The organism is Rhodococcus sp. T2V (assembly GCF_029269925.1).
Taxonomy (GTDB): Bacteria; Actinomycetota; Actinomycetes; order Mycobacteriales; family Mycobacteriaceae; genus Rhodococcus_F; species Rhodococcus_F koreensis.
On record NZ_JARJBD010000045.1, the window covers coordinates 32,416 to 58,078 of the forward strand.

At 68.9% G+C, this 25,663-nt stretch carries 25 protein-coding genes and 1 pseudogene; 16 read left to right on the plus strand and 10 right to left on the minus strand.

Annotated elements, in window-relative coordinates:
- Positions 1–2: 2 nt before the first annotated feature.
- Entirely contained in the window at positions 3–1,505 is a 1,503-nt protein-coding gene (locus P3H15_RS30970) for a sensor histidine kinase (RefSeq protein ID WP_072937643.1), read from the plus strand.
- 60 nt (positions 1,506–1,565) lie between these two features.
- On the opposite strand, the gene P3H15_RS30975 is transcribed toward P3H15_RS30970, so the two are convergent.
- Both P3H15_RS30975 and P3H15_RS30980 read right to left on the minus strand, forming a co-directional pair.
- Complete coding sequence (locus P3H15_RS30975; RefSeq protein WP_005240099.1) at positions 1,566–1,820, minus strand: WhiB family transcriptional regulator; 255 nt, start codon at positions 1,818–1,820, stop codon at positions 1,566–1,568.
- Between the two features lie 239 nt (positions 1,821–2,059).
- On the minus strand, positions 2,060–3,016 hold the full coding sequence (locus tag P3H15_RS30980) for a diacylglycerol kinase family protein (protein ID WP_276140710.1): 957 nt from the start codon (positions 3,014–3,016) through the stop codon (positions 2,060–2,062).
- Between the two features lie 76 nt (positions 3,017–3,092).
- On the opposite strand from P3H15_RS30980, the gene P3H15_RS30985 reads away from it, so the two are divergent.
- A complete protein-coding gene (locus tag P3H15_RS30985) occupies positions 3,093–3,530 on the plus strand; it encodes a hypothetical protein (RefSeq protein WP_095860844.1) in 438 nt (145 codons plus the stop codon).
- On the opposite strand, the gene P3H15_RS30990 is transcribed toward P3H15_RS30985, so the two are convergent.
- Positions 3,527–4,006 carry a GNAT family N-acetyltransferase gene (locus P3H15_RS30990; protein ID WP_276140711.1) on the minus strand — a complete coding sequence of 160 codons (480 nt, stop codon included), beginning with the start codon at positions 4,004–4,006 and terminating at the stop codon, positions 3,527–3,529. The two genes, P3H15_RS30985 and P3H15_RS30990, sit on opposite strands and share 4 nt — an antisense overlap.
- Positions 4,003–4,614 carry an acid phosphatase gene (locus P3H15_RS30995; protein WP_276140712.1) on the minus strand — a complete coding sequence of 204 codons (612 nt, stop codon included), beginning with the start codon at positions 4,612–4,614 and terminating at the stop codon, positions 4,003–4,005. The genes P3H15_RS30990 and P3H15_RS30995 overlap by 4 nt, the downstream gene beginning before the upstream one ends.
- Before the next feature lie 69 nt (positions 4,615–4,683).
- Between P3H15_RS30995 and P3H15_RS31000 the strand changes: the two genes are divergently transcribed.
- Positions 4,684–5,481, plus strand: coding sequence for a ParA family protein (locus P3H15_RS31000; protein WP_276140713.1), 798 nt, complete (start codon positions 4,684–4,686; stop codon positions 5,479–5,481).
- Here the strand turns inward: P3H15_RS31000 and P3H15_RS31005 are convergent.
- Positions 5,453–6,283, minus strand: a complete 831-nt coding sequence (locus tag P3H15_RS31005; RefSeq protein WP_276140714.1) for an SDR family oxidoreductase — start codon at positions 6,281–6,283, stop codon at positions 5,453–5,455. The two genes, P3H15_RS31000 and P3H15_RS31005, sit on opposite strands and share 29 nt — an antisense overlap.
- An 8-nt stretch (positions 6,284–6,291) precedes the next feature.
- Positions 6,292–7,123, minus strand: a pseudogene (locus P3H15_RS31010) (NAD(P)H-dependent oxidoreductase).
- 100 nt (positions 7,124–7,223) lie between these two features.
- On the opposite strand from P3H15_RS31010, the gene P3H15_RS31015 reads away from it, so the two are divergent.
- Positions 7,224–8,210 carry a GlxA family transcriptional regulator gene (locus P3H15_RS31015; RefSeq protein ID WP_276140715.1) on the plus strand — a complete coding sequence of 329 codons (987 nt, stop codon included), beginning with the start codon at positions 7,224–7,226 and terminating at the stop codon, positions 8,208–8,210.
- Between the two features lie 62 nt (positions 8,211–8,272).
- Positions 8,273–8,686, plus strand: coding sequence for a VOC family protein (locus P3H15_RS31020; protein ID WP_276140717.1), 414 nt, complete (start codon positions 8,273–8,275; stop codon positions 8,684–8,686).
- A gap of 9 nt (positions 8,687–8,695) precedes the next feature.
- Here P3H15_RS31020 and P3H15_RS31025 read toward each other — a convergent pair whose 3' ends face one another.
- Together P3H15_RS31025 and P3H15_RS31030 are read right to left on the minus strand one after the other, a co-directional pair.
- Complete coding sequence (locus P3H15_RS31025) at positions 8,696–9,910, minus strand: hypothetical protein (RefSeq protein WP_276140718.1); 1,215 nt, start codon at positions 9,908–9,910, stop codon at positions 8,696–8,698.
- A 9-nt stretch (positions 9,911–9,919) separates the two neighbouring features.
- Positions 9,920–11,542, minus strand: a complete 1,623-nt coding sequence (locus P3H15_RS31030; protein WP_276140719.1) for a DEAD/DEAH box helicase — start codon at positions 11,540–11,542, stop codon at positions 9,920–9,922.
- A 322-nt stretch (positions 11,543–11,864) separates the two neighbouring features.
- On the opposite strand from P3H15_RS31030, the gene P3H15_RS31035 reads away from it, so the two are divergent.
- Together P3H15_RS31035 and P3H15_RS31040 are read left to right on the plus strand one after the other, a co-directional pair.
- Positions 11,865–12,545: a ferritin-like fold-containing protein gene (locus P3H15_RS31035; RefSeq protein ID WP_276140720.1), complete on the plus strand. Its 681-nt coding sequence runs from the start codon at positions 11,865–11,867 to the stop codon at positions 12,543–12,545.
- Positions 12,546–12,663: 118 nt separating this feature from the next.
- On the plus strand, positions 12,664–12,894 hold the full coding sequence (locus tag P3H15_RS31040; protein WP_276140738.1) for a DUF3107 domain-containing protein: 231 nt from the start codon (positions 12,664–12,666) through the stop codon (positions 12,892–12,894).
- Positions 12,895–12,978: 84 nt separating this feature from the next.
- Here the strand turns inward: P3H15_RS31040 and P3H15_RS31045 are convergent, their stop codons facing one another.
- Positions 12,979–13,650: a TetR/AcrR family transcriptional regulator gene (locus tag P3H15_RS31045; RefSeq protein WP_015890120.1), complete on the minus strand. Its 672-nt coding sequence runs from the start codon at positions 13,648–13,650 to the stop codon at positions 12,979–12,981.
- Positions 13,651–13,874: 224 nt separating this feature from the next.
- Between P3H15_RS31045 and P3H15_RS31050 the strand changes: the two genes are divergently transcribed.
- From P3H15_RS31050 to P3H15_RS31060, 3 genes are all read left to right on the plus strand, one after another.
- On the plus strand, positions 13,875–15,011 hold the full coding sequence (locus P3H15_RS31050; RefSeq protein WP_276140721.1) for a DUF3152 domain-containing protein: 1,137 nt from the start codon (positions 13,875–13,877) through the stop codon (positions 15,009–15,011).
- Positions 15,012–15,146: 135 nt separating this feature from the next.
- Complete coding sequence (gene moeZ / locus P3H15_RS31055; RefSeq protein WP_072937655.1) at positions 15,147–16,331, plus strand: adenylyltransferase/sulfurtransferase MoeZ; 1,185 nt, start codon at positions 15,147–15,149, stop codon at positions 16,329–16,331.
- Positions 16,332–16,429: 98 nt separating this feature from the next.
- A complete protein-coding gene (locus P3H15_RS31060; RefSeq protein WP_276140722.1) occupies positions 16,430–17,284 on the plus strand; it encodes a TIGR02569 family protein in 855 nt (284 codons plus the stop codon).
- On the opposite strand, the gene P3H15_RS31065 is transcribed toward P3H15_RS31060, so the two are convergent.
- Positions 17,281–17,949: a FadR/GntR family transcriptional regulator gene (locus tag P3H15_RS31065; protein ID WP_072937657.1), complete on the minus strand. Its 669-nt coding sequence runs from the start codon at positions 17,947–17,949 to the stop codon at positions 17,281–17,283. The two genes, P3H15_RS31060 and P3H15_RS31065, sit on opposite strands and share 4 nt — an antisense overlap.
- Positions 17,950–17,960: 11 nt before the next feature.
- Between P3H15_RS31065 and P3H15_RS31070 the strand changes: the two genes are divergently transcribed.
- The 6 genes from P3H15_RS31070 to P3H15_RS31095 all read left to right on the plus strand — a co-directional run bounded on the left by P3H15_RS31070 (position 17,961) and on the right by P3H15_RS31095 (position 25,656).
- Positions 17,961–19,211, plus strand: a complete 1,251-nt coding sequence (locus P3H15_RS31070; protein WP_276140723.1) for an MFS transporter — start codon at positions 17,961–17,963, stop codon at positions 19,209–19,211.
- Between the two features lie 131 nt (positions 19,212–19,342).
- Positions 19,343–20,755: an MFS transporter gene (locus P3H15_RS31075; RefSeq protein WP_276140724.1), complete on the plus strand. Its 1,413-nt coding sequence runs from the start codon at positions 19,343–19,345 to the stop codon at positions 20,753–20,755.
- Positions 20,756–20,807: 52 nt separating this feature from the next.
- Positions 20,808–23,318 (plus strand): nitrite reductase large subunit NirB, encoded by a 2,511-nt coding sequence (gene nirB, locus P3H15_RS31080; protein ID WP_276140725.1) that lies wholly within the window; start codon positions 20,808–20,810, stop codon positions 23,316–23,318.
- An 81-nt stretch (positions 23,319–23,399) separates the two neighbouring features.
- Positions 23,400–23,801 (plus strand): nitrite reductase small subunit NirD, encoded by a 402-nt coding sequence (gene nirD / locus P3H15_RS31085; RefSeq protein ID WP_043825757.1) that lies wholly within the window; start codon positions 23,400–23,402, stop codon positions 23,799–23,801.
- Entirely contained in the window at positions 23,798–24,955 is a 1,158-nt protein-coding gene (locus P3H15_RS31090) for a uroporphyrinogen-III synthase (RefSeq protein ID WP_072937661.1), read from the plus strand. Before nirD ends, P3H15_RS31090 begins: the two co-directional genes overlap by 4 nt.
- Positions 24,952–25,656, plus strand: a complete 705-nt coding sequence (locus P3H15_RS31095) for a sirohydrochlorin chelatase (protein ID WP_276140726.1) — start codon at positions 24,952–24,954, stop codon at positions 25,654–25,656. The genes P3H15_RS31090 and P3H15_RS31095 overlap by 4 nt, the downstream gene beginning before the upstream one ends.
- Positions 25,657–25,663: the final 7 nt, after the last annotated feature.

A 25,663-nucleotide genomic window follows, 5' to 3' on the forward strand; every position in this document is an offset into this window, starting at 1 on the left:
CGATGTCGACCCTGAGCGATCTGCTCGCCGAACACACCGACCTGCCCGGCGAGGCCGTCGACCACCTCCAGCGCGTCGTCGGCGAATGGCAGTTGCTCGCCGACCTCTCCTTCGCGGACGTTCTGCTGTGGGTCGGAGCGGACTCCGCGGCCACCAACCCGACCGGCACCGTGATCTGCGTCGCGCACTGCAGGCCCACCACCGCGTCGACCGCGTTCCCGGAGGACGTCGTCGGGACCGTCGTGTCGGAGTCGGAACACCCGCAGGTGCTGCAGGCGCTGCTGGAGGGCAACGTCGTGCGCCCCGAGGACGGCGGCGGGCACGCGGGTCTGCCACCGCGCGGCGACGCGGTCCCGGTGCGGTGGAACGGCGAGGTGATCGCCGTCCTGAGCCGGGACACCAACCTGTCGCACCAGCGGGCGCAGAGTCCGCTCGAGGTCGCGTATCTCGACTGCGCGGAGGACCTGTGCCAGATGATCAGCGACGGCACGTTCCCGATCCGTGAGGCCCGCTCGGACACCAACTCGAGCCCCCGCGCCGGCGACGGCTTCATCCGCCTGGACACAGACGGCAGCGTGGTCTACGCGAGTCCGAACGCGCTGTCGGCGTACCACCGGATGGGTCTGAGCTCGGACCTGATCGGCCAGAACCTCGCCGCGACCACACGATCACTCGTGACGGATCCGTTCGAGTCGCAGGAGGTCGCCGGATACATCCGCGACACGATCGCCGACAAGCCGGGCCGCCGGATGGAGATCGAGGCCCGGGGCGCGACCGTCCTGCTGCGGGCCCTGGTACTCAAACCCGGCGGCAAGCGGGTCGGCGCCGCCGTCGTCGTGCGGGACGTCACGGAGGTGAAGAGGCGAGATCGTGCCCTGCTCAGCAAGGATGCGACGATCCGCGAGATCCATCACCGGGTGAAGAACAATCTGCAGACCGTGGCCGCGTTGCTGCGGCTGCAGGCCCGCCGCACCAACAACGAGGAGGCCCGTCAGGCGCTCAGCGAATCGGTGCGCCGCGTCACCTCGATCGCCCTCGTGCACGACACGCTGTCGATGTCGGTCGACGAGGAGGTGAACCTCGACGAGGTCGTCGACCGGCTCGTGCCGATCCTGTCCGATGTGGCGACGGTGAGCACGCCGATCAAGGTCCGCCGGGAGGGCAGCTTCGGGGTGTTCTCCGCGGAGCGGGCCACACCGCTGGTGATGGTGCTGACCGAACTCGTGCAGAACGCGATCGAGCACGCCTTCGAACCGGGCGCCGCGGGCACCGTCACCATGAGGGCGGAACGGTCGGCGCGCTGGCTGGACGTCGTGATCCACGACAACGGCAGGGGACTGCCGCCCGGTTTCAGCCTCGAGCGGTCCGACCGGCTCGGTCTGCAGATCGTCCGGACCCTGGTGGCCGCCGAACTGAACGGTTCGCTGGGTCTGCACCCGGGGGCGGAGGGTGGAACGGATGCCGTGTTACGCGTACCGCTGGGCCGTCGTGGACCGAGGTACTGACCGGCGGGCAAGCAAAAGGCCCGGCACCATGTGGTGCCGGGCCCGTCTCCTTCTGAAGTATCAGACGGTGGTGCGTGCACGCGTCCGAGCGTTCCGGCGCTTGAGTGCGCGACGCTCGTCTTCGCTCATGCCGCCCCACACACCGGCGTCCTGGCCCGACTCGAGTGCCCACGAGAGGCATTCGGCGGTCACCGGGCAGCGGTTGCAGACAACCTTGGCATCAGCAATCTGCGCGAGAGCCGGACCGCTGTTGCCCACAGGGAAGAACAACTCGGGGTCTTCGTCGCGACAGATTGCCTTGTGGCGCCAGTCCATCCTTCTGCTCCTTAACTGGGTGCGTCGTGCACCGTTTCGTCTTCATGAGTTCATGTGTGCGTAGAGAATGTTTCCGCACTGTTGCTTGTGAATGCTTTCACGAACTGGCGGGATGTCAATAGAAAACCGCCGCACCGTGGGGGAGCTCACGTAGTTAGGCTGCCCTTCGAGGCGCGCCGTCCTTTTTACCTCGCGCCGGCGCTTCCCGCTAGGTGAAAACGGGGATTCTCGAGAATTGCTCAGGGTCGCGGCGGCGCGACGACATCCAGCGCGTCGGGTACCGACACGAACTCCACCACGTTGCGAAGTCCGATGTAGTCGCCGTCCATCTGCAATCCGATCGGCTCCGACGCGGAGATCCGCACGCACGGCACGTCGTCGACCCGGACGAGTTTCTTCGCCTTCGGGCGGGTGCCGGGGGTCAGCAGCTGGCGGGCCACCCGCAGAGTGGTGAGGATCGCGGTGGATCGCATCGCGAACACACCGAGGCCGGTGTCGTAGGTGGTGTCGGGATTGGTGTGGACTTCCCGCTTGTTCAGATACGTCCAGGGACTCGCGTTCGACACGAAGGCGTAATGAACGCCCTCGACCGGATCGCGATCGGGAACCTCGACGGTGAGGGTCGGCTCCGCGTACTTCGACCGGAAGAACACGCGCACCGCCGCGCGGACGTACTGCGCCGGTGTGGCGGGCCGCCCGTTCTTACGGTGCATGTCGACCGCCTCACACACCTGGGCGTCCCAGCCGACGCCCGCGTTGAACGTGAACCAGCGGTGGTCACAGTGGGCGAGCCCGATCCTGCGCCGCTGCCGGTGGGAGAGGAGGTCGATGAGCTGGTTGGTGGCGTCCACCGGGTCGGGAGCGATGCCGAGCGAGCGGGCGAACACGTTCGCCGACCCGCCGGGGACGACGGCGATCGGGGGTATCGGCCCCACCGTCACCGCACTCGTCGACTTCGGGTCCGGGGTGCCGAGCAGCCCGTTGACCACCTCGTTCACGGTGCCGTCGCCGCCGTGGACGATGATCAGGCCCATCCCGTCGACGCAGGCCTGCTGCGCCAGTTCGGCGGCGTGGCCGCGGTGCGTCGTGTGCGCGACCGTCAACCGCACCCGGCTCGACAGCGCGTGCGCGAGCAGGTCCCGCCCGGCGGGGGTCGTCGATGTGGCATTGGGGTTGACGATCAGCAGCGCGCGCACGGGGCCCAAGCCTAGCCGGGGCGGCACGTGTCACCGTCCGAGGCCGCCGGCTGCGGGGTGTTCTAGGCTGGCCGACGTGCCGAAGCCGTCTCTCAGCAAGTCCACGCCCACCACGGTCCGCGCGGCAGGCGCCCTGGTGTCGCTCGAGGGCGCGGTGGCGGTCGGTGTCGCCGTGGTGCTGGTGGTCCGGGGGCTGCTCGGGCACGACCAGAGCGTCAGCAGCGGATACGGCACCGCCGCCTGGTTCGCCATTCTCGGTGGCGCCGTGCTCGCCGCCGGGCTCGCCCTGATCTTCGGCAGGCGCTGGGGGCGGGCGATCGCGATCGTCGCCCAACTGCTGCTGCTTCCGGTGGCATGGTCGCTGCTCACCGATTCCCACCAGCCGTTCTTCGGTGTGCTGCTCGGCGTCGTCGTGGTGGGAGCCCTCGGGTGCCTGTTCAGCAGCCCGACATCGAAATGGATGGCCGCCGAGTACGGCCAGGAAGCCGATGCCGACAACCCGTCGGAGCGCTAACTCACCTCGGACGCGAGGCGGCCGAGCGGATCCCCGGTGAGCCGGTACGTCGTCCACTCGTCCTGCGGTCGCGCGTCGAGGGACTCGTAGAACGCGATCGACGGCTTGTTCCAATTGACCACCGACCACGACAGCCGCGTGTAGCCGTTGTCGACGCACTCCTTCGCGAGCGTGGCGAGCAGGGCCTTGCCGTGACCGGAACCCCGTTCGGACGGGCTGACGAACAGGTCCTCGAGATAGATGCCGTGCGTTCCGTCCCACGTGGAGAAGTTCCGGAACCACACCGCGATCCCGACGACCCGATCGTCGTCGTCCGTCGCGACGTGGGCGAACGTGGACGGCCGCGGACCGAACAGCGCGTCGTCGATCTGGTCGGCGGTGACGGTGCACTCGTCCCGGGCCTTCTGGTATTCGGCCAGTTCGTAGATCATCGCGGTGATCGCGGAGACGTCCTCGGGTACTGCGCGTCTGATCATCGGGCACCTTCCGTCGTCACGTTGTGGCTGACCACCTGTTGCGCCCCGTGCTCGAAGCCGAGGACGGAGTACGCGCCCGGCGACATCGCGAACCGGCGCCCCTCGCTGACGGGAAGCTCCGCCCAGCGCGCGATGAGCGCGCGGGAGAAGTGGCCGTGCCCGACGAGAATCACGTCACGGTCGACCAGTTGGGAATGCGCGACGGACAGGACGAGGTCGCAGCGGGTGTGCACCTGCTCGGCCTGTTCGCCGCGCGGGCACGGGTGCGTCCACACTGTCCAGTCCGGCACCTGCTGCCGGATCTCGGGCGTCGTCATGCCCTCGTAGATCCCGTAGTCCCATTCGGCGAGCGCGTCCCAGGTGCGCTGGATCTTCAAACCCGCCAGTTCCGCCGTCTCCTGGGCGCGTTGCCGCGGGCTGACGATGACGAGGGGGTCGCGTAGCGCGAGGGCGTCCATCGCCGGGCCCAGCTGCCGTGCCTGGGATTCACCCAGTTCGGTGAGGTGGACGTCGGTCCGGCCGGTGTGTTTACCCCAACGGGCCCATTCCGTTTCGCCGTGCCGGAGGAGGACGATCCGACGGCCGCGCGGCGAATCACTGGGTGGCATCCATCCATCATGTCAGTCAATCTGCGTGTATGGCTCGCCTCCGGCGACGAAGTAGGTAAGGATCGAGCCGTGACAACGGTTCTTGCAGTGGCAAATCAGAAGGGTGGGGTCGCGAAGACCACCACGGTCGCCTCTCTCGGCGCAGCGCTCGTCGGGCTGGGCCAGAAGGTTCTGGTGGTGGATCTCGACCCGCAGGGGTGCCTGACCTTCTCTCTGGGGCACAACCCGGACCGGCTGGAGGCCTCCGTCCACGAGGTGCTGACGGGTGACCTGGGCGCGCGCGAAGCGGTGATCGACACCGAGGACGGTGTCGCGCTCCTGCCCGCGACGATCGACCTCGCGGGCGCGGAAGCGTTGCTGCTCATGCGTCCCGGTCGTGAGTTCGCCCTCAAGCGCGCGCTGGCGCCGCTGCTGGACGACTACGACACGGTCATCATCGACTGTCCGCCGTCGCTCGGTGTGCTCACGCTCAACGGGCTCACGGCGGCGCAATCGGTACTGGTTCCGCTGCAGTGCGAGACGCTCGCGCACCGCGGTGTGGGGCAGTTGCTGCGGACGGTCACCGAGGTGCAGCAGATCACCAACCCCGACCTGGTGCTGCTCGGTGCGCTGCCGACGCTGTACGACGCGCGCACCACCCACAGCCGGGACGTGCTGTCCGACGTGTCCGACCGCTACAACCTGCCGGTCCTCGCGCCGCCGATCCCGCGGACGGTGCGGTTCGCGGAGGCGACGGCGTCGGGTGCCACGGTCCTGGCGGGGCGCAAGAACAAGGGTGCCCAGGCGTACCGGGACCTGGCCGAGAACCTCGCCAAGCACTGGGCGGGATCCGAGTTGGCTACGTTTTCGCCTGGAAGTGGCGAGTAAGTTCCTCCGGCGTGGGATTCCACGCGGCGGGCCAATCCTGTTGGCGTAGCTGGGCATCCGTGCCGCCGTCGGCGAAGACGACGCTTCCGCAGAACAGTGTCGACCCCGGTCCGAGCAGGAATTCGACGAGCGCCGCGATCTCGTCCGGGCGTCCGCGCCTGCCGAGCGGCACCGGATAGAAGTCCAGGGCCTTGGCCAGCTCGGGGTCGAGGTCGTCCCCGCTGGTCATCGGCGTGTCGATCATGCCCGGGGCGATCGCGTTGAGCCGAATTCCGCTGCCGATCCATTCGGGCCGCACCGCTTCCCGTCGAATCCACCAGGCCAGCGCGAGTTTGGACGCGGGATACGCGGGGATGGCGGTCACCTCGTCGCCGATGCGCACCGCCTCCGCCTCGTCACCGCGCAGGCACGCCGTCACCAGATTTTCGGGAACTCCGGGCTGGGTGGTGGTGCTGCTCGACGAGATCACCACCACCGAAGCGCCGTCCGCGCGTGCGAGGGCGGGCTTCAGGGCCGTCACGAGTTCCACGGCCCCGAAATAGTTGACGGCGATCAGCTTGCCGCCCGGGACGTGGGACAGCGATCCGAGTCCGGCGCAGCAGACGAGGCCGTCCACGACGCCGCCGCTCCTTTCGGTCACTTCGGCCGCCGCCGCGGCCCGGCCGCCGGGGGTCGACAGGTCGGCTGTCACGTCGGTGTGGGCGAGGTCGACGCCGATGACGGTGTGGCCGTCGGCCTCGAGGGTGCGGCGGCTCGCCGCCCCGATGCCGGAGGCCGCGCCGGTGATCACATAGGTTGCCATGCCGTGAATTAGAACACGTTACACCGCGCAGTGGGCGCGGACTTCGGCCTCCGATCCGAACGTCCCGGAATCCGCGTCGGCGTAGTGGGCGCGCAATCCCGTGACGCCGGGCGCCCGGTCCTCGCGCAGCACGAACCGGTCGTCGTAGTCGCCGCCGTTCTGTGAGCGGAAGGGCAGCGGCGCGTCGGTGAACAGGCCGGACACGCGATCGATCAGGCGGGCCGCGACGCCGGGGTAGTGGTCGGCGGGCAACCGGTCCGCGCTGTCGATCAGGACCGGCGGCAGCACGGACATCCCCGTGTACCAGAAGATTCCGTGGTGAATCGGGAACAGGACCTCGTCCATCTGGCCGTTGATTCCGCGCGGGCCCGCGCTGTCGGCGCTGCCGCCGAAACTGACGACGGTCATCGCCCGCTTGCCGGCGAGGGTCCCCTCGCCGTACCGCCGGGTGGAACCGTCCTCGCGACGTACCCCGTATCCGTAGCCCTCGACGAAGACCCGGTCGAACCAGCCCTTGAGAATCGCGGGCATGCCGTACCACCACAGCGGGAACTGCACGATCACCGCGTCGGCCCACCCGAGTTTGCGTTGTTCGGCCAGGATGTCGGAAGCCAGGGTGCCCTCGGCCAGTGCCTGCCCGGACCGCGCCCCCACCAGGAGGCGGCCGCTCGGATCGTGCGCGAAGTCCTCCGCGGTCACCACCGGATTCCATCGCATCCCGTACAGGTCGGAGGTGCTGATCTCGTGGCCGGCGTCGCGCAGTGCCGCGAGAGCATCGCTGCGCAGTGCCGCGTTCAGGGACTTCGGCTCGGGATGTGCCGACACCCACAGGATCTTCATTGTCCACCTCTCGCTCGGTCGCCGTCGACCCTTCCGATCATGGATCCGCGTGCGTCGCCGCACCAGTGGCCGGTGGGACACTATGTGAAATAATCGGGCCATGTCCGAATCGAGGGGTGAGCGGCCCGGGCGTCGTCATCGCGTGGTCGTGTTCGTACGCGACGGCCTGCTCCCGATCGAGTTCGGAATCGTCCACCGACTGTTCGGCGAAGCGCGCTCGCGGGACGGCGAACCGCTGTACGAGGTCCTCACGTGCGCCCTCGAGCCCGGCACCGTCCGGACCGACACCGACGTGACGCTGTCGGTCGAGCACGGCCCGGCGCTGCTCGGCACCGCCGACACGGTCGTGGTCCCGGCGTCCGATCAGGACTACGACCCGCCGGAGGACGGCGGATTGTCCCGCCACCTCGCGGACGCGTTCGCACACATCCGGCCGGGCACCCGGGTGGCCTCGATCTGCACGGGATCGTTCGTTCTCGCCGCCGCCGGCCTGCTGGAGAACCGGCGAGCCACGACGCACTGGAAGTCGGCGGACGCGTTCCGGAGGCTCTACCCGGACGTGCACCTCGACCCCGGCGTGCTCTACACCCACGACGGCACCGTGCTCACCGCCGCCGGTGTCGCATCCGGAATCGATTTGTGCCTGTACATGATTCGTGTCGACCACGGTGCGTCGGTGGCCAACGAGGTGGCGCGCGGAACGGTCGTGCCACCTCATCGCAGCGGCGGTCAGGCACAGTTCGTCACCGCGCCCGTCCCGGAGGCCGACGGTGCGTCGACGTCGGGCGCGCGGGTGCGGGCGCTGGCCCGCCTCGATCAGCCGCTGTCGCTGCGGGAACTGGCTGCGGGGGAGTCGATGAGCGTGCGCACGTTCACCCGGCGATTCCGCGCCGAGACGGGGATGTCGCCGACGCAGTGGATTCTCGAGCAGCGGATCACCCGCGCCCGTGAACTGCTGGAGAACACCGACCTGCCGGTCGACGACGTGGCCGGGGCCGCGGGATTCGGCACCGCGACCTCCTTGCGGCAACACCTCGCGCGCACCGTCGGCGTCTCACCCTCCGCGTACCGCGCCACCTTCCGCTGACGGGCGCGCGGTGTGCCCATTCGTCCAAGAGCGGGGGAGCGTCCGGCGCTAACGTTCGGCGCATGACGGTCTCGGACACACCTCGGAACAACACGCTGACGATGCGGGCTCAGCCGCTCCTCGCCGTCGACGACGTCGAACGGGCAGGCGAGTGGTACCGGAAGGTCCTGAACGCACGCAGCGGTCACGGTGGGCAGGACTACGAGCAACTCCTCGTCGACGGGCACATGATCCTGCAACTGCACCGACTCGACGAAGGCCACCACCACGGCCCCCTCGGCGATCCGTCACTCGCGCGCGGAAACGGGGTGGCGATCTGGTTCGAGACGACCGATTTCGACGGCACCGTCGCGCGGGCGCGGGAGGCGGGAGCCGACGTGGTCACGGACGTGCACGTCAATCCCAATGCGGGACATCGCGAGATCTGGCTCCGCGATCTCGACGGCTACCTCGTGGTGTTCGCCGAACCCGGCTGATCGGCGACCTCAGCGCAGGGCCACGATACCGTCGCCGCGCTGTTCGAGCACGACGTCGCCGGCCACCGTCGTCGTGATCGGCCCGGTCGTGGTGTCCCGCGCGACCGGGATCGTGCGAAGCAACGCGCCGTTCGACAGATCGAGCACGGCAATCCCGGATTCCACCGGGACCAGCAGGTGTCCGGCCATCACGGTGCCGGGGCCGAGAGCGCCCGGGAAGGTCCAGCGGGGAACGAGATCGGACGCGCCGAGCGCGACGACATCCGAACCGGTCCACCAGGTGACCACCGAACTGCTCGCCGACGTGACGGGATCCGGTCCGATCTTCAGGGCGAGCGCGTATTCGGATACGGCGTTGCCGGTGCCGTCGAACAGGCCGATCCGCGGTCCGGTCGTCCTGCCCGCGGGCAGGTAGACGGCCGTGGTCTCGCCCGACACCCCGAGGATGCGCGCACCCTCGACGCCGGCGTCGACACCCGCCAGGACGCTGGACCCGTACTCCTCGGGTTCCTGGTTGTCCTTCGGTGAGGGATTCATGACAGTCAGCCGATCGGCCACCTCGCCGGGACAGCGCTCGAGCACGGACAGCCTGCTGCTGCTCGAACCGGCGTCGATCAGCGTGCATCCGCTGCGGGGTTGCTTCTTGGGGTTCACCGGCGCGTCCACCCGCCCGTACTCGACGGTGCGCACGAGGTCGGAGCGCCACAGTTCGAGACGGCGGTCGCCGCGGGAAGCGACATAGGTTCCGTCGGCAGTCAGTGTCACCGCGGGATCGGCGTCGCTGTTCCGCTGCGCGAGACGCTCACCGGTGCCTCCGTCGAGTTCGGTGACCTGGGAGCATCCGCGGTCGTCGCGGTACACGGCCACGACCTTCTCCCACGACGCCGTCACACCGCACAGGTCGAGATCACGCTCGTACCGCCACAGCTCGGCGCCCGACATCCGGTCCCGGCCCACGACGTCGCCGCCCTCGGCGGTGACGACGGCACCACCGACGACGAGGGGCGCGGTGGTGGCGGAAGTGGCGGAGTCCCAGATCGGGCTCAGTGTTTCCGGGACCGTCAGGGCCGTGACGAGCGCTGGCGGCGGCTCGGCGGCGGTGACCGAGGTGGTGCCCCGGGCATCGCTGCGGAACCACACGACGGTGAGGGCGACCACGACCGCGACGGCGATTCCGGCGGCGGCGATGAGATCGGCGCGTGAGCGCCGCTCAGGTGCGAGCACGGTGGTTGGTTACTCCGCGTTCGTCGCGGCGGCGCCGACCTTCGTGGTCCGGCGGCGACGGCGGCGACGGGGCTTGGAATTCTCGCCGTCGGCGTCCGTGCTCGGAGCTGCCGATTCGGGTGCGGTCGGCTCCGGCGACTTGGGGCCCACCGAGTCCGCGGGACGGCCACCACGGGTGCGGCGACGGGTGCGGGTGCGTGCCGGACGCTCCGTGCGCTCGGCCTTCTCGCCGTTCTCGGTGTTCTCGCCCCGCTCGGTGTCGGTGTTCCCGCTCTGTGCGGGCGCAGCCTTCTCGACCCGGGCGCGCTTGATCGTGCCGGTCGCCTCGGCCGGGATCGACAGTTCCTCGTACAGGTGCGGGGAGCTCGAGTACGTCTCGACCGGATCCGGGACACCGAGGCCGAGAGCCTTGTCGATGAGCTGCCAGCGGGGGATGTCGTCCCAGTCCACGAGCGTCACGGCGATGCCGGTACGCCCCGCGCGGCCGGTGCGGCCGATCCGGTGGACGTACGTCTTCTCGTCCTCCGGGCACTGGTAGTTGATGACGTGCGTGACGTCGTCGATGTCGATACCGCGGGCCGCGACGTCCGTCGCGACGAGCACGTCGATCTTGCCCGAGCGGAACGCCTTGAGTGCCTTCTCGCGGGCAACCTGGTTGAGGTCGCCGTGCACGGAACCGACGGCGAAACCGCGCTCGGCGAGTTCGTCGGACACCTTCTGCGCGGTCCGCTTGGTGCGGGTGAAGATCATCGTCGCGCCGCGGCCGTCGGCCTGCAGCACGCGGGCCACCATCTCCGCCTTGTCGAGCGCGTGAGCCCGGTAGATGTGCTGGCTCGTGCGGTCGTGGACCGCCGAGTCGTCGGCCTGCTCGGCGCGAATGTGCGTCGGCTGGGTGAGGAACGTGCGGGCGAGCGTGATGATCGGGCCCGGCATGGTCGCCGAGAACAGCATCGTCTGGCGCTTGTCCGGCACCATGTTCAGGATGCGCTCGATGTCGGGCAGGAAGCCGAGGTCGAGCATTTCGTCGGCCTCGTCGAGAACGAGCACCTCCACCTTGCCGAGGATCAGATGGCCCTGGTTGGCGAGGTCGAGCAGACGGCCGGGGGTGCCCACGACGACGTCGGCGCCCTTCTGGAGCGTCGCGATCTGGGTCTCGTACGGGCGGCCGCCGTAGATGGCGAGGACCTCGAGGGGCTTGTTCTTCTCGCCCTTCAGGTACTTCGCGGCGCCCTCGAGGTCCTTGGTGACCTGGATGCACAGCTCGCGGGTGGGGACGATGACCAGCGCGCGGGGAGTGCCGTCGAGCGCGGCCGTCCCGGTGGTGCCGGAGGAGATGCGGTGAAGCAGCGGGACGCCGAAACCGAACGTCTTGCCCATGCCCGTGCGGGCCTGACCGATCAGGTCGTCGCCGGCGAGGGCGAGGGGGAGCGTCAGCTCCTGGATGGCGAACGTGCGCTCGATGCCGATCTCGTCGAGAGCGCGGACGATTTCGTCACGCACTCCGAGTTCGGCGAAAGTGGGGGCGACGTGTGTGGAGTCGAGTTGCGCCGACAGCGTGGTCTCGGTGGCGTCGTCTTCATGGTCGACGGTGATCTTGCTCAGGGGTCTGGCCTTCCTCGTAGCTGCACGCACGCACGAGGTAAGGGCCAGGCCGCTGGTCGGCCCGATTTCCCAGTCGACGCTCGTCGATGTCCTCTTCCGAGTCGATCCTGCCTCTGCCTCAGCGCAGAAATCGAAGATTTCGGCGAGGCGCGGCTGGGACCGTCGATCAGGTGCGCGCACATTATCGGTGGGAACCGCCGATCGGATCGTGATCGATCATCACTCGAACCGCGTTCTCTGCGGAGACGAACGTGGTGACGAGCGGTTGCCCACGATCATTGTAGCCGGAGAACGCTCCACAACTGGTTACGCATGGCAAACATCACTGCGCGACGCACTAGGCTGTGGCGCCATGGAGCCCAACACCCCTGCATCCACTGATTCCACGATTCCCGCTGATCACCCCGGCGTCGGTGAACTCTTCGCGGTCCTCGCATACGGCGAGATCTCCGCGTTCTACCGGCTGTCCGAGGACGCGCAGATGGCGCGGACCCTGCAGGGCAAAGTGGCGCTCGCGAGCATGGCGGCCGCCGAGATGGGCCACTTCGAGATGCTCGAGAAGGCGCTGACCGCGCGCGGCTTCGACATCTTCGAGGCAATGGATCCGTTCGTCCGCGCCCTCGACAACTACCACGCGTCCACCGCCCCCTCGACGTGGCTCGAGGCGCTGGTGAAGGCGTACGTCGGTGACGGGATCGCCGCGGACTTCTACCGCGAGATCGGGCACTCGCTGCCCGCCGAGGTGTCGCGGACCGTCGAGGAGGTGCTCTCACAGACCGGCCACTCCGAGTTCGTCGTCCACGAGGTGCAGCAGGCGATCAAGGCCAGCAACCGCGACAAGGACCGCCTCATGCTGTGGGGCAGACGACTGCTCGGCGAGGCCATCACCCAGGCGCAGTTCGTCCTGGCGCAGCGGGAGGCGCTGACCGAACTCGTCATCTCCGCGTCCGGCGACCTCAACGGCGTCGTCGCACTGTTCGACCGCATGCAGGAGATGCACGCCGAGCGCATGGCCGTGCTGGGCCTGGTCTAGGCGGCACCGATTTGCCGGTGTTCGCTCAGGGCACAGCCCACAGACGCGCACCGGCGGCGGCCACTGCATTAGCCTGGCCAGGACAGCTGATGTTTCTCGGAGAGTTCGGAGGTTGACCGTGGAGGTCAAGATCGGTGTAATCGACAGCCCGCGTGAGCTCATCGTCAGCAGCGAGCAGACCCCGGACGAGGTCGAGACATTGGTCTCGGGCGCCCTCACCGGTGGCGACGGGATCTTGTCCCTGGAGGACGACAAGGGGCGTAAGTACCTCATTCAGTCCAGCAAGATCGCCTACGTGGAGATCGGCCCGTCCGATATCCGCAAGGTCGGATTCGCACCGGCGAAGTGAACGCAGTCGGATTCGCTCCGACCACGTGAACACACGAGAAAGGGCCCGCAGTCGAATCGACTGTCGGGCCCTTTCTCGTCGGTGTCAGCGCTGTTCGGGATGCAGCGGCACGCGGGACAGACCGCCCCATGCGAGCGTGACCGTCGTGTCGACCGCTTCTTCCTTCGGGATCGGGCGCGCAGCCTCGAGCCAGTACCGCGCGGTGAACTGGCTGGCGCCGACGAGGCCGACGGCGAGGATCCGGGCCCGGTAGGGGTCGAGACCGGAGTCGTGGCTGACGAGGTCGAACACGGCGTCGACGCACGCCTCGGTGGCCTGCTCGACGCGGCTCTGCACCTGCGGCTCACCCATGAGGTCGGACTCGAACACGAGCCGGAAGCCCTGCGAGTCGTTGTCGACGAAGTCGAAGAACGCCTGCACCGCGGCGCGGACACGCTGCTTGTTGTCGGTGGTCGAGCGCAGCGCCTGCCGGACACCCGAGATCAGGCTGTCGACATAGCTCTGCAGCACGGCCACGTACAGCTCGAGCTTGCCGGGGAAGTGCTGGTAGAGGACGGGCTTGCTCACACCGGCGCACTCGGCGATCTCGTCCATACCGGCAGCGTGGTATCCGCGTGTGACGAAGACCTCGCTGGCTGCGGCGAGTAGCTGCAGTCGCCGGGCGTCGCGGGGGAGTCGCGTGCTGCGACGGGCCCCGGTGCCCTTTCCGGTGTTGGCATCGCGATCGGAGTTCGTCCGATCCGCGAGTTCAGTCATAGCGCTTCCAATCTGCACAAGTATTCCGCGTCACATTCTGTGTAACTGTGTGAACGATACCCGCGCGTAGTGAACCGTTCATGGTGGACTCGCAGGACTCGCCCGGTCAAGGATATTGTCTGTCCGGTAACTGGGGTACAGCAGGGGTTCGGGGCACCTGGTGACCCGGGTAGCCGCGACGTTGCGGGCCGCATCCACGTGACACGCCGAATGACCTGCGGACGATGCACTGGGACGAGGCGGTGCCGGACTGTGAGATTCTGGGCTGCGTGACTGACCGAGGAGGACCGCGTGTTCGCGGCCGGGCTCCCCAGAGTTCCGAGGACGGAGAGCGACGATCGCGAAGCATCGACCAGCGTGACGTCGGTCCCCGCGCCTCGCAGTCGGCACCGCAGTCGCAGTCGCATCAACCGCTCCGCGCGCAATGGGACCCGACGAGCCGCGACGTGGGCCGTCCCCGCAACCCGCGCCCCGAGCGGCAGGCCCGGAAGCAGAGCCGCATCGGCCGGTTCGTCTCCACCTACGGCTGGCGGGCGTACGCGATCCCGATCCTCCTGGTGGTCACCGTGCTCGTCGTGGTCGACGCGGTCCGGGACACCGGCGGCGGCGAGACGACGGCGGAGACCGATTCCCCCGGATTCGGCACTCTGTCCCGCGACACCGACGGTTCCGGCGTCATCGGGGTCCCGCCGGAGGCCGACGGAAACTTCGCCGCCGAACTTCCCTCGGGCGCGTTGCCCGAGGGTGGTCCGTTCACGGCGGTGGGAGCCGGCACCTGGCACGTGGTTCCCGGCAACGGGGCCAAGGTCGGGCAGGGCACCGAACGCGAATTCACGTACAGCGTCGAGATCGAGGACGGCGTCGACACGTCCGGATTCGGCGGCGACGAGTCGTTCGGCCGGATGGTCGACCAGACGCTGTCGAATCCGAAGAGCTGGACGAAGGACCCGCGGTTCGCCTTCCGCCGCGTCGACCAGGGGGATCCCGACTTCCGGGTGTCGCTGACGTCGCAGATGACCATTCGCGAGGCGTGTGGCTACGACATCCAGTTGGAGGTGTCCTGTTACAACCCGGGCATCGACCGCGTCGTCCTCAACGAGCCGCGCTGGGTGCGCGGCGCCATCGCGTTCCAGGGCGACATCGGGTCGTACCGGCAGTACCAGATCAACCACGAGGTCGGGCACGCCATCGGCTACCAGGACCATCAGCCGTGCGAGACCGAAGGCGGCCTCGCGCCGGTGATGATGCAGCAGACGTTCGGGACGGCCAACAACGACATCGCCCAGCTCGACCCCGAGGGCATCGTGCCGATGAACGGGCTGACCTGCCACTTCAATCCCTGGCCCTTCCCGCGGGCATGAGTCTGGACCGGTCCCGCGCGACTGCGGGCAGGAGGGGAAGAATGGACCCTGTCGGGGCGTTGAAGTCAATGCTGTCCGACACATCGGAAGCCGTCGCGCAATCGTCAGGAGTGGGCCGTGTCGCTTGACCGTTCTGTGAAGACCACCGAGGCGCTGCCGCCGCTGGTGGAACCGGACGCCGAACTTTCCCGCGACGAGGTGGCGCGGTACAGCAGGCACCTGATCATCCCCGACGTCGGCATGGCCGGCCAGAAGCGCCTGAAGAACGCGAAGGTCCTCGTCATCGGCGCGGGGGGCCTCGGCTCACCGGCCCTGCTGTACCTCGCGGCCGCGGGGGTCGGGACCCTCGGCATCGTCGAGTTCGACGAGGTCGACATGTCGAACCTGCAACGCCAGGTGATCCACGGACGCTCCGACGTGGGCCGTCCCAAGGGCGAGAGCGCGCGCGACTCGATCCGCGAGATCAACGACAACGTCGACGTCCGGCTGCACGAGTTCCGGCTCGAGCCCGACAACGCCGTCGAACTGTTCGAGCAGTACGACCTGATCCTCGACGGCACCGACAACTTCGCCACCCGGTACCTCGTCAACGACGCCGCCGTCCTCGCGCACAAGCCGTACGTGTGGGGCTCGATCTACCGCTTCGAAGGTCAGGCGTCCGTGTTCTGGGAGGACGCGCCGAACGGTCGCGGACTCAACTACCGGGATCTGTACCCGGAGGCGCCGCCGCCGGGCATGGTGCCGTCCTGCGCCGAGGGCGGCGTGCTCGGTGTGCTCTGCGCGTCGATCGGCTCGATCATGGCCACCGAGGCGGTCAAGCTGATCACCGGCATCGGCGAATCGCTGCTCGGACGGCTGATGGTCTACGACGCGCTCGACATGACGTACCGCACCATCGCGTTGCGCCGGGATCCGGCGCGGACGCCGGTCACCGAACTGATCGACTACGACGCGTTCTGCGGCGTGGTGTCCGACGAGGGGCAGGCCGCGGCGGCCGGTTCGACGATCACGGCCACGGAGCTGCGCGACCTCCTCGACTCCGGCAAGGAGATCGAACTCGTCGACGTGCGCGAGCCCGTCGAATGGGACATCGTCCACCTGCCCGGTGCGGTGCTGATCCCCAAGGACCGCATCCTGTCGGGGGAGGCGCTGTCGGAGCTTCCCCAGAACAAGCCGATCGTGCTGCACTGCAAGACCGGCGTCCGGTCGGCGGAGGCGCTGGCCGCGCTGAAGAAGGCCGGGTTCTCCGACGCAACCCATCTGCAGGGCGGCGTGATCGCGTGGGCGAAACAGGTGGACACGAGCCTGCCCGTCTACTGACCCGTGCCTGTCTGCCGGCCCGATCGCGGCGTGATTGACGTCTCCGGGCCAGCGCGCCTTGCGCTGTCACCGGCCCACCCGGCGGTAGCGTTGAGTACGTGAGCACCGGCCAACCCCCTCAGCACGTGTGCTCCACGTTCGGCCTCCGGGAAGTCGAGCCCATCCCACTCGGTGCGGACTGGGACGGCGGATGGCTTTGTGGAGACGTAGTCCTGTCAGCCGTCGCGGACCACGCGCGCGCCGCATGGTCCGCCAAGGTCCGCGAGACGCTCGAGGTGGAAGGCGTGCGGCTCGCCCGTCCCGTGCGGTCCACCGACGGCAGGTACGTGGTGTCCGGGTGGCGCGCCGACACGTTCATCGAGGGCACCCCCGAACCGCGTCACGACGAGGTCGTGTCGATGTCGGGGCGACTGCACGCCGCCACCTCGCAACTCGACCGTCCCCGGTTCCTGGTGCAGCCCCCGGTCGCGCCGTGGGCGGAGGTCGACGTGTTCGTCGCGGCGGACCGGGCGGCTTGGGAGAAGATCCCGTTGCGCAGCGCGAAGGGCGCCGAACAGCTCGAGACCCCGTCGCCGGACGGTCGCAAGAGTCTCGAGCTGATCGCGGGGCTGGCGACATTGCGCAAGCCCGTCACGTGCCCGGATCAGCTCGTCCACGGCGACCTGTTCGGCACCGTCCTGTTCGCCGGTGCGCTCGCGCCGGGGATCACCGACATCACGCCGTACTGGCGTCCCGCGTCCTGGGCGGCGGCCGTGGCGGTGGTGGACGCCATCTCCTGGGGCGGGGCCGACGAGGCCCTCATCGGGCGGTGGGAAGACCTGCCCGAGTGGCCGCAGATGCTGCTGCGGGCGGTGCTGTTCCGGCTCGCCGTCCACGTGCTGCACCCGCGGTCGACCGCGGAGGCGTTCCCCGGACTCGCCCGCACCGCCGACGTGGTGCGACTCCTGCTCTAGGTGGTGAGCAGCTCGGCGAACAGGTCGCGGGCGGCGGTGGTCGCCGCGGTCTCGTCGCCGTCGACGATCGCCTGGATCAGGTGCCGGTGCTCGTCGTGGAATCCCGCCCCCGTCGCGTGCACGTGCCGGTCGACGGTCTGGGCGATCGACGGCAGCAGCGAGTCGTAGAACTCGAGGTACACGGCGTTGTGGCTCGCCTCGACGATCGCGCGGTGCAGGGTGACGTCGGCCGCGACGGCGGCCTCGGTGTCGGACTCGGCCCAGCATCGGAACCGCTCGTCGAGCAGGCTCTGCAGTCGTGTGATGTCGTCCGGAGTGCGTCGCCGGGCGGCGAGCGCGGCGGCGGTGACGTCGAGCGCCTGCCGCAGTTCCGTGACGTCGCGCTCGTGCGCGCCTGCGAAGTATTTGCCGAGCGTGCCGCCGACGTCGGAGGTGGCGACGACGTACGTGCCCGATCCCTGCCGCCGTTCCAGCAGCCCGGTGTGGACGAGGGCCTGCACTGCCTCACGGACGGTGTTGCGTCCCGTTCCGGTGAGTTCGGACAGCGCCGTCTCGGTGGGGATCTTCGCACCTACCGCCCACCGGCCACTGCAGATCTCGTCGCGTAGCTGCTCGGTCACCTGTGAGATGAGACTCGAGCGGCGTACGGGTTTTCCAAAGGTCATCCTGTCATCCTATGATTTCTCTCGTGACTCTTCTACGCGGCCGCCTCCTCGTCTTCTGCGCGATCGCCATGTCGGCTCTCGTCCTGAGGCTCGCGGTCACCTCGTTCACCCCGCTGGCCTCGCAGATTCGGGAGGACATCGGATTCTCGCCCACCGTGGTCGGAGTGTTCGGGATGGTGCCGACGGCGATGTTCGCGCTGTTCGGCCTGGGAACGCCGCTCATCGCCACGCGGTGGGGCCTGGAACGGACCGCGCTCGTGGCGATGGTGATGGCCGGAGTCGGCATGCTCACGAGAGCGCTGATGAGCGACACCTGGTCGTTGCTGGCGCTGTCGGCGCTCGCGCTGGCCGGCATGGGAATCGGAAACGTGGTGATTCCGCCGCTGGTCAAGCGCTACTTCTCCGACCGGTTGGCCGTGATGAGTTCCGTGTATATCGTCGGGGTGCAGATCGGCACCATCGCGCCCGCCTTCGTGGCCGTTCCGCTCGCCGAGGCGTTCGGCTGGCGGTTCTCCATCGGAGTCTGGGCGCTGCTCGGCTTCGCCGCGGCGCTCCCGTGGATCCTCCTGCTCACCCGCGAACGGCGTCGCACCGTGGTCGTCGCGGCGGAACCGCCGGCGGGCGTGCAGGCCGACCGCCCGCACGGGAAGGCCTGGCGTTCGCCCGTCGGCTGGGGGATGGCCGGCATGTTCGGAATGACGTCGATGATCACGTACTCGATGTTCACCTGGATTCCCGACATCCTCTCCGACGCCGGGGCGAGCGAAGCGTTCGGAGGTGCCATGGTGGGACTGTTCTCGTTCATGGGTCTCGTCGCCGCGTTCGGCGCCCCCACGCTGTGCGCCCGCATGCGCAACCCGTTCCCGATCGTGATCGGATGCGCGGTCTGCTACCTGGTGGCCTTCAGTGGACTGCTGTTCGCCCCGATGAGCGCACCGATCCTGTGGATCGTGCTGCTCGGGCTCGGGCCGAGCACGTTCCCCATGTCGCTGACGCTCATCAATCTGCGCACGCGCAGCCACCTCGGCTCGGCGACGCTGTCCGGTTTCACCCAGGGCGTGGGCTACGCCGTCGCGTGCCTCGGACCGCTGCTGTTCGGGGTGTTCCACGACGCCTCCGGCGGATGGACGGTGTCGTTCGGATTCCTGACGTTCGGCGTGGTGATCCTCCTCATAGCGGCGTTCCAGGCGTGCAAGCCGCGCATGCTCGAGGACAGCTGGCACGTCGAAAAGGAGCCCGTGGACGCTCTTCGACACGTCTAGGAAACATGCAGGAAACCTCACATCGCCCCAGTTGAAAAGTGAGGATCAGTTGACGCCCCGGTCACCGACGGCAGCACCGCCGCAACACCGGTTTTCTACCTTTGGGTCTCCCACACAACGAGGAGGCCCGGGTGAAGAAGCACTACATCGAGCACTGGGACGCGGAAGACGTCGACGCCTGGGAGGCGGGCGGCAAGGACATCGCCAAGCGGAACCTGATCTGGTCGGTAGTCGCTGAGCACGTCGGCTTCTCCGTCTGGTCGATCTGGTCCGTCATGGTGCTGTTCATGCCGACCGACATCTACGGGATCGACGCGGCGGGCAAGTTCTTCCTCGTCGCCGTCCCCACTCTCGTCGGCTCGATCCTGCGGATCCCGTACACGGTCGCGACGGCCCGCTTCGGTGGCCGCAACTGGACCGTCTTCAGCGCCCTCGTCCTGTTCGTCCCGACGCTGTTCACCCTCTACCTGATGATGAACCCGGGGGCCTCGTACACGACGTTCATCCTCGTCGCGGCACTCGCCGGCGTCGGCGGTGGAAACTTCGCGTCGTCGATGACCAACATCAACGCGTTCTACCCGCAGCGGCTCAAGGGCTGGGCACTCGGTCTCAACGCGGGCGGCGGCAACATCGGTGTCCCGGTGATCCAGGTCGTCGGTCTGCTCGTGATCGCCACCGTGGGCAACACGGATCCCTGGATCGTGTGCGCCGTCTACCTGGTCTTCATCGCCGTCGCCGCGGTCGGAGCCTCCCTGTTCATGGACAACCTCGGCAACCAGAAGTCCGATCTCCGGGCGATGGCCAAGGCGCTGAAGTTCTCCGACTCGTGGGTCGTCAGCTTCCTCTACATCGGCACGTTCGGATCGTTCATCGGATTCAGCTTCGCGTTCGGCCAGGTGCTGCAGATCAACTTCCTCGCCGGTGGCGCCACCCCCGCGGCGGCCGCCCTGCACGCCGCGCAGATCGCCTTCATCGGACCGCTGCTCGGCTCCATCGCCCGCCCGATGGGCGGCAAGCTCGCCGACCGCATCGGCGGCGGCAAGATCACGCTGTACACCTTCGTCGCCATGGCGCTCGCCGCCGCGGTGCTGGTGACCGCGGGCACCGTCGACGACGGCACGCCCGGCGCGGCCACGGCCGGAGTGCTGGTGGCGTTCGTGTTCGGCTTCATCACCCTGATCCTGCTGGCCGGCATCGGCAACGGCTCGGTCTACAAGATGATCCCGTCGATCTTCGAGGCCAAGGCCCAGGGGCTCGAAGGGCTGAGCCGCGACGCCAAGGCGGCGTGGTCGCGGGCGATGTCCGGGGCCCTCATCGGCTTCGCCGGCGCCATCGGCGGCCTCGGCGGCGTCGGAATCAACCTGGTGCTCCGCGCGTCCTACGGCGGCACCGCGAAGTCGGCGACCATGGCGTTCTGGGTGTTCCTCGCCTTCTACCTCGCCTGCATCCTCGTCACCTGGTTCGTCTTCCTGCGCCGCCCGTCCGTCACTCGTGCGCTCACCGTCACCGACGGCGACGACGAAAAGGTGTCGGTCTCGGCGTGACCTCCCGCAGTACCGCATGAACTCGAGTAATTCAGCTAGAAGGAGCGACGGCATGAGCCGCAAGTCAGCAGTGGTCATCGGACACGGAATGGTCGGACATCGATTCGTCGAGGCGTTGCGTGCACGCGACGAGTCGGACGACTGGTCGGTGACGGTGCTCTGCGAGGAGCCCCTCCCCGCGTACGACCGGGTGGGACTGTCCTCCTACGTGGGGGCGTGGGACCCCAAGGAGCTTGCGCTCGCGGGCAACGACTACCCGGACGACGCGCTCGTCGACCTCCGAATCGGCCGCCGCGCCGCGACCATCGATCGGGAGGCCCGCAAGGTCACCACCGATTCGGGTGAGGTCGTCGGGTACGACGCTCTCGTGATGGCCACCGGTTCGTATCCGTTCGTGCCGCCGATCCCCGGCCACGACCGGCCGGAGTGCTTCGTCTACCGCACGCTCGCCGACCTGGACGGCATCCGGAAGCGTGCCGACGCGGCCGGGCCCGGCGCCGTCGGTGTCGTGGTCGGCGGTGGTCTGCTCGGACTCGAGGCTGCGAACGCCCTCAAGTTGATGGGCATGACCCCGCACGTGGTCGAGTTCGCTCCCCGGCTGATGCCGCTGCAGGTCGACGAGGGCGGCGGCGCGCTGCTCGCCAACCTCGTCACCGACCTGGGTCTCACCGTCCACACGGGTGTCGGCACCGCAGGCATCACCGAGGGCCCGGACGGGATCAGCGTCGAACTGTCCGACGGCTCGGTGATCGAGGCCGCGCTGCTGGTGTTCTCCGCGGGTGTGCGGCCGCAGGACCAGCTGGCCCGCGACGCGGGACTCGAGGTCGGGGAGCGCGGTGGGATCATCACCGACCTCGGGTGCCGCACGTCGGACGAGAACATCTACGCGGTCGGCGAGTGCGCCGCGGTGGAGGGCAGGTGCTACGGCCTCGTCGCTCCCGGGTACACCACCGCGGAGATCGTCGCGGACCGGTTGCTCGGCGGGGCGGCGGAGTTCCCCGGAGCCGATCTGTCCACCAAGCTCAAGCTGATGGGTGTGGACGTCGCCAGCTTCGGCGACGCCCACGCTCAGACCCCCGGCGCGCTGGAGGTGGTCCTCAGCGACGCCGCCAAGGGCACCTACGCCAAGCTCGTCGTGTCCGACGACGCGAAGACGCTGCTCGGCGGCATCCTCGTCGGTGACGCCTCCGCGTACGCGTCGCTGCGTCCCCTCGTCGGCCGCGAACTGCCCGGCGATCCGGCCTCGCTCATCTCGCCCGCGGGGGAGAAGCCCGGCGCCGGATCCCTGCCCGACGACGCCGAGGTGTGCTCCTGCAACGGTGTCACCAAGGGCGCGATCTGCGGGGCCATCGCCGACGGCGCCTGCGACATCGCGCAGGTCAAGAGCTGCACCAACGCCGGCACCACGTGCGGTGGCTGCCTGCCGACCATCAAGCAGCTGCTCGCGTCGTCCGGAGTGGTGATGTCGAAGGCGCTGTGCGAGCACTTCGAGCAGTCCCGTGCCGAGCTGTTCGAGATCGTGCAGGCCACCGACACTCGCACGTTCTCCGCACTGATCTCGAAGTACGGAACGGGCTCGGGCTGCGACATCTGCAAGCCCGTCGTCGCGTCCATCCTGGCGTCCACCGACTCGGACCACATTCTGCACCGCAACCAGGCGGGACTGCAGGACACGAACGACCACTTCCTGGCCAACATCCAGAAGAACGGCACCTACTCGGTGGTGCCGCGGATGCCCGGCGGCGAATGCACGCCCGAACAGCTCATCGTCATCGGCGAGGTGGCCCGCGACTTCGGCCTCTACACGAAGGTCACCGGCGGTCAGCGCATCGACCTGTTCGGCGCCCGCGTCGAGCAGCTGCCCGCGATCTGGAAGCGCCTCGTCGACGCCGGCATGGAGTCGGGCCAGGCGTACGGCAAGTCGCTGCGCACCGTGAAGAGCTGCGTCGGATCCACCTGGTGCCGGTACGGCGTGCAGGACTCCGTGGGTATGGCGGTCGACCTGGAGAACCGGTACCGCGGCCTGCGGTCCCCGCACAAGATCAAGTTCGGTGTGTCGGGCTGTGCCCGCGAATGCGCCGAGGCGCGCGGCAAGGATGTCGGCGTCATCGCCACCGAGAACGGCTGGAACCTGTACGTCGGCGGCAACGGCGGCCAGTCGCCGAAGCACGCCCAGCTGCTCGCCGGCGGGCTCGACGACGAGACCCTCATCCGGTACATCGACAGGTACCTGATGTTCTACATCCGCACCGCGGACCGGCTCCAGCGCACCGCGCCGTGGGTCGAGTCCCTCGAAGGCGGACTCGACCACCTCAAGGCCGTGGTGTGCGAGGACAGCCTGGGCATCGCCGCCGATCTCGAGGCGGCCATGGCCAAGCACGTTCAGGGATACAAGGACGAGTGGGCGGGTGTGCTCGAGGACCCGGAGAAGCTGTCGCGGTTCGTCTCGTTCGTCAACGCGCCCGACGAGGCCGATCCGACCGTCGCGTTCGACGACACGGGTGTCCGGAAGGTCCCGGTGCTGATGGGAATGCCGAAATTCGCAGCTTCTACATCGGAGTAATCCCCGCTTAACGCTGCGGAAACACCCACCACGAACTATGTATCCAAGCACGGATACACACCAGCCCGAAGGAGGACTGTGATGACCGTCGTCGACATGAACGTCCACAGTGCCAGTGGAACCAGGTTCGAAAGCGTCAAGTCAGGCCGTCTCGAATGGACGTCCGCGTGTCCGCTCAGCCAGCTGATCCCCGGTCTCGGGGTGGCGGTGCTGCTGCGGGGCGGAGAGCAGGTGGCACTGTTCCTTCTCGAGGACGGATCCCTGCACGCCGTCGGCAACATCGACCCGTTCGGGCGCGCGGCCGTGATGTCCCGCGGCCTCGTGGGTGACCGGGCCGGGGAGCCCACCGTGGCGTCGCCCCTGCTCAAGCAGGTGTTCTCGCTGGTCGACGGCCGCTGCCTCGACGACGAGTCGGTGCGGCTGCCCGTGTACGACGTGCGGGTGTGGGCCGGCGTCGTCCAGGTCCACAGCACGCACGCGTGAACGACGCGGCGCCCCTGTGCGGGTTCACGATCGGGATCACGGCGTCCCGGCGTGCGGAAGAGTTCGCCACGCTGCTGACGCGGCGCGGTGCCACCGTGGTGCACGCTCCGGCCATCCGCATCATCCCGTTGGCCGACGACACGGAACTCGAGCGCGTCACGCGCCAGATCATCGACAACCCGCCGGAGATCGTCGTCGCGACCACCGGGATCGGTTTCCGCGGCTGGATGGAGGCGGCGGACGGCTGGGGTGAAGCGGAGGAGCTGGGCCGGGCCCTGGCCGCGAGCCGCCTGTTGGCCCGCGGACCCAAGGCGAAGGGCGCGATCCGGGCGGCGGACCTGCGGGAGGAGTGGTCGCCCGCGTCGGAGTCGTCGGCCGAAGTGCTCGATCACCTGCTCGGCGAGGGCGTCGAAGGCAAGCGCATCGCGGTCCAGTTGCACGGCGCCACCACGGAATGGGAGCCGGTCGCGGACTTCTGCGAGGTGCTGCGCTGCGCGGGCGCCGACGTGATCGCCGTCCCCGTCTACCGGTGGACGCCGCTCGAGGACCAGGCCCCGATGGACCGGATGATCGAACTGATCGCCTCCGGCGGTCTCGACGCGGTCAGCTTCACCAGCGCACCGGCGGTGGCCTCGCTGCTGACCCGCGCCAAGGAGACCGGAATGATCGAGATGGTGCTGCACTCGTTCCGGCACCGGGTTCTCGCCGCCTGCGTCGGACCGGTCACCGCCGGACCGCTCCGCGAACTCGAGGTCCCGACGACGATGCCGGCACGCTCGCGACTGGGTGCGCTCGCCCGGCACATCGCCGACGAGTTGCCGCGGCGGGCGAACAAGATCCACACCGCCGGACACGAGTTGAGCATCCGCGGCGGATGCGTCGTCGTCGACGGCGAGGTGCGCCAGCTGCCGCCCGCCGCGATGTCGCTGATGCGCACGCTCGGCGCCCGGCCCGGCCGGGTCGTCCCCCGGGACGAACTGCTCGCGGCACTGCCCGGAGGCGGCGGCGACACCCACGCCGTGGAGACGGCGGTGGCCAGACTGCGCGCGTCCCTGGGCGCACCGAAGGCAGTCCAGACGGTGGTCAAGCGGGGATATCGCCTCGCGCTCGATCCCGTCGACTGCGCCGATTCACGTGAGGAGGGACAGCAGTGAACGAGACAGCACTGGTACTGGTGGCACACGGAACGCGGAGTCCCCGGGGCGTGGAAATGATCGCCGCGCTCGCCGACGCCGTCGCCGAGCAGGTCGGACCGACCCGGGTGTCCTTCGTGGACGTACTCGGGCCGTCACCCGCCGAGGTGCTCCGCGACATCACCGGGCCCGCCGTCGTGGTGCCGGCGTTCCTCGCGTCGGGCTACCACGTGCACACCGACGTTCCGCGGGAGGTCGCCGACAGCGGCCATCCCTCCGTGGCCGTGACGCGGGCGCTGGGACCGGACCCCGTTCTCGCGGACGTCCTGCTGCGGCGTCTCGTCGACGCGGGCTGGCGGCCCGGCGACGCGGTCGTGCTCGCCGCGGCAGGCTCGTCCGACCCCCGGGCGTTGCGCGACGTCCGGCGCGCCGCGGCGATGCTGTCGGAACTCGTCGCGTCGCGGGTCCGGATCGGCTACGTCGCGACCGCGCAGCCGCGCGTCCCGGACGTGGTCGAAGGATTGCGGGCCGGCGGCGAGAGGCGGGTGTTCGTCGCGTCGTACCTCCTGGCCCACGGACTGTTCCACGCCCGCCTCGCCGATGCCGGTGCGGACGGGGTGGCCGAGCCGCTCGGCGTCGATCCGGCGATCGTCGATCTCGTCGCGGACCGCTACCGCAGCGGAATCCCGGCCGCGGTCCGCGCGCTGTCGTACCAGCGCTGAACCGTCC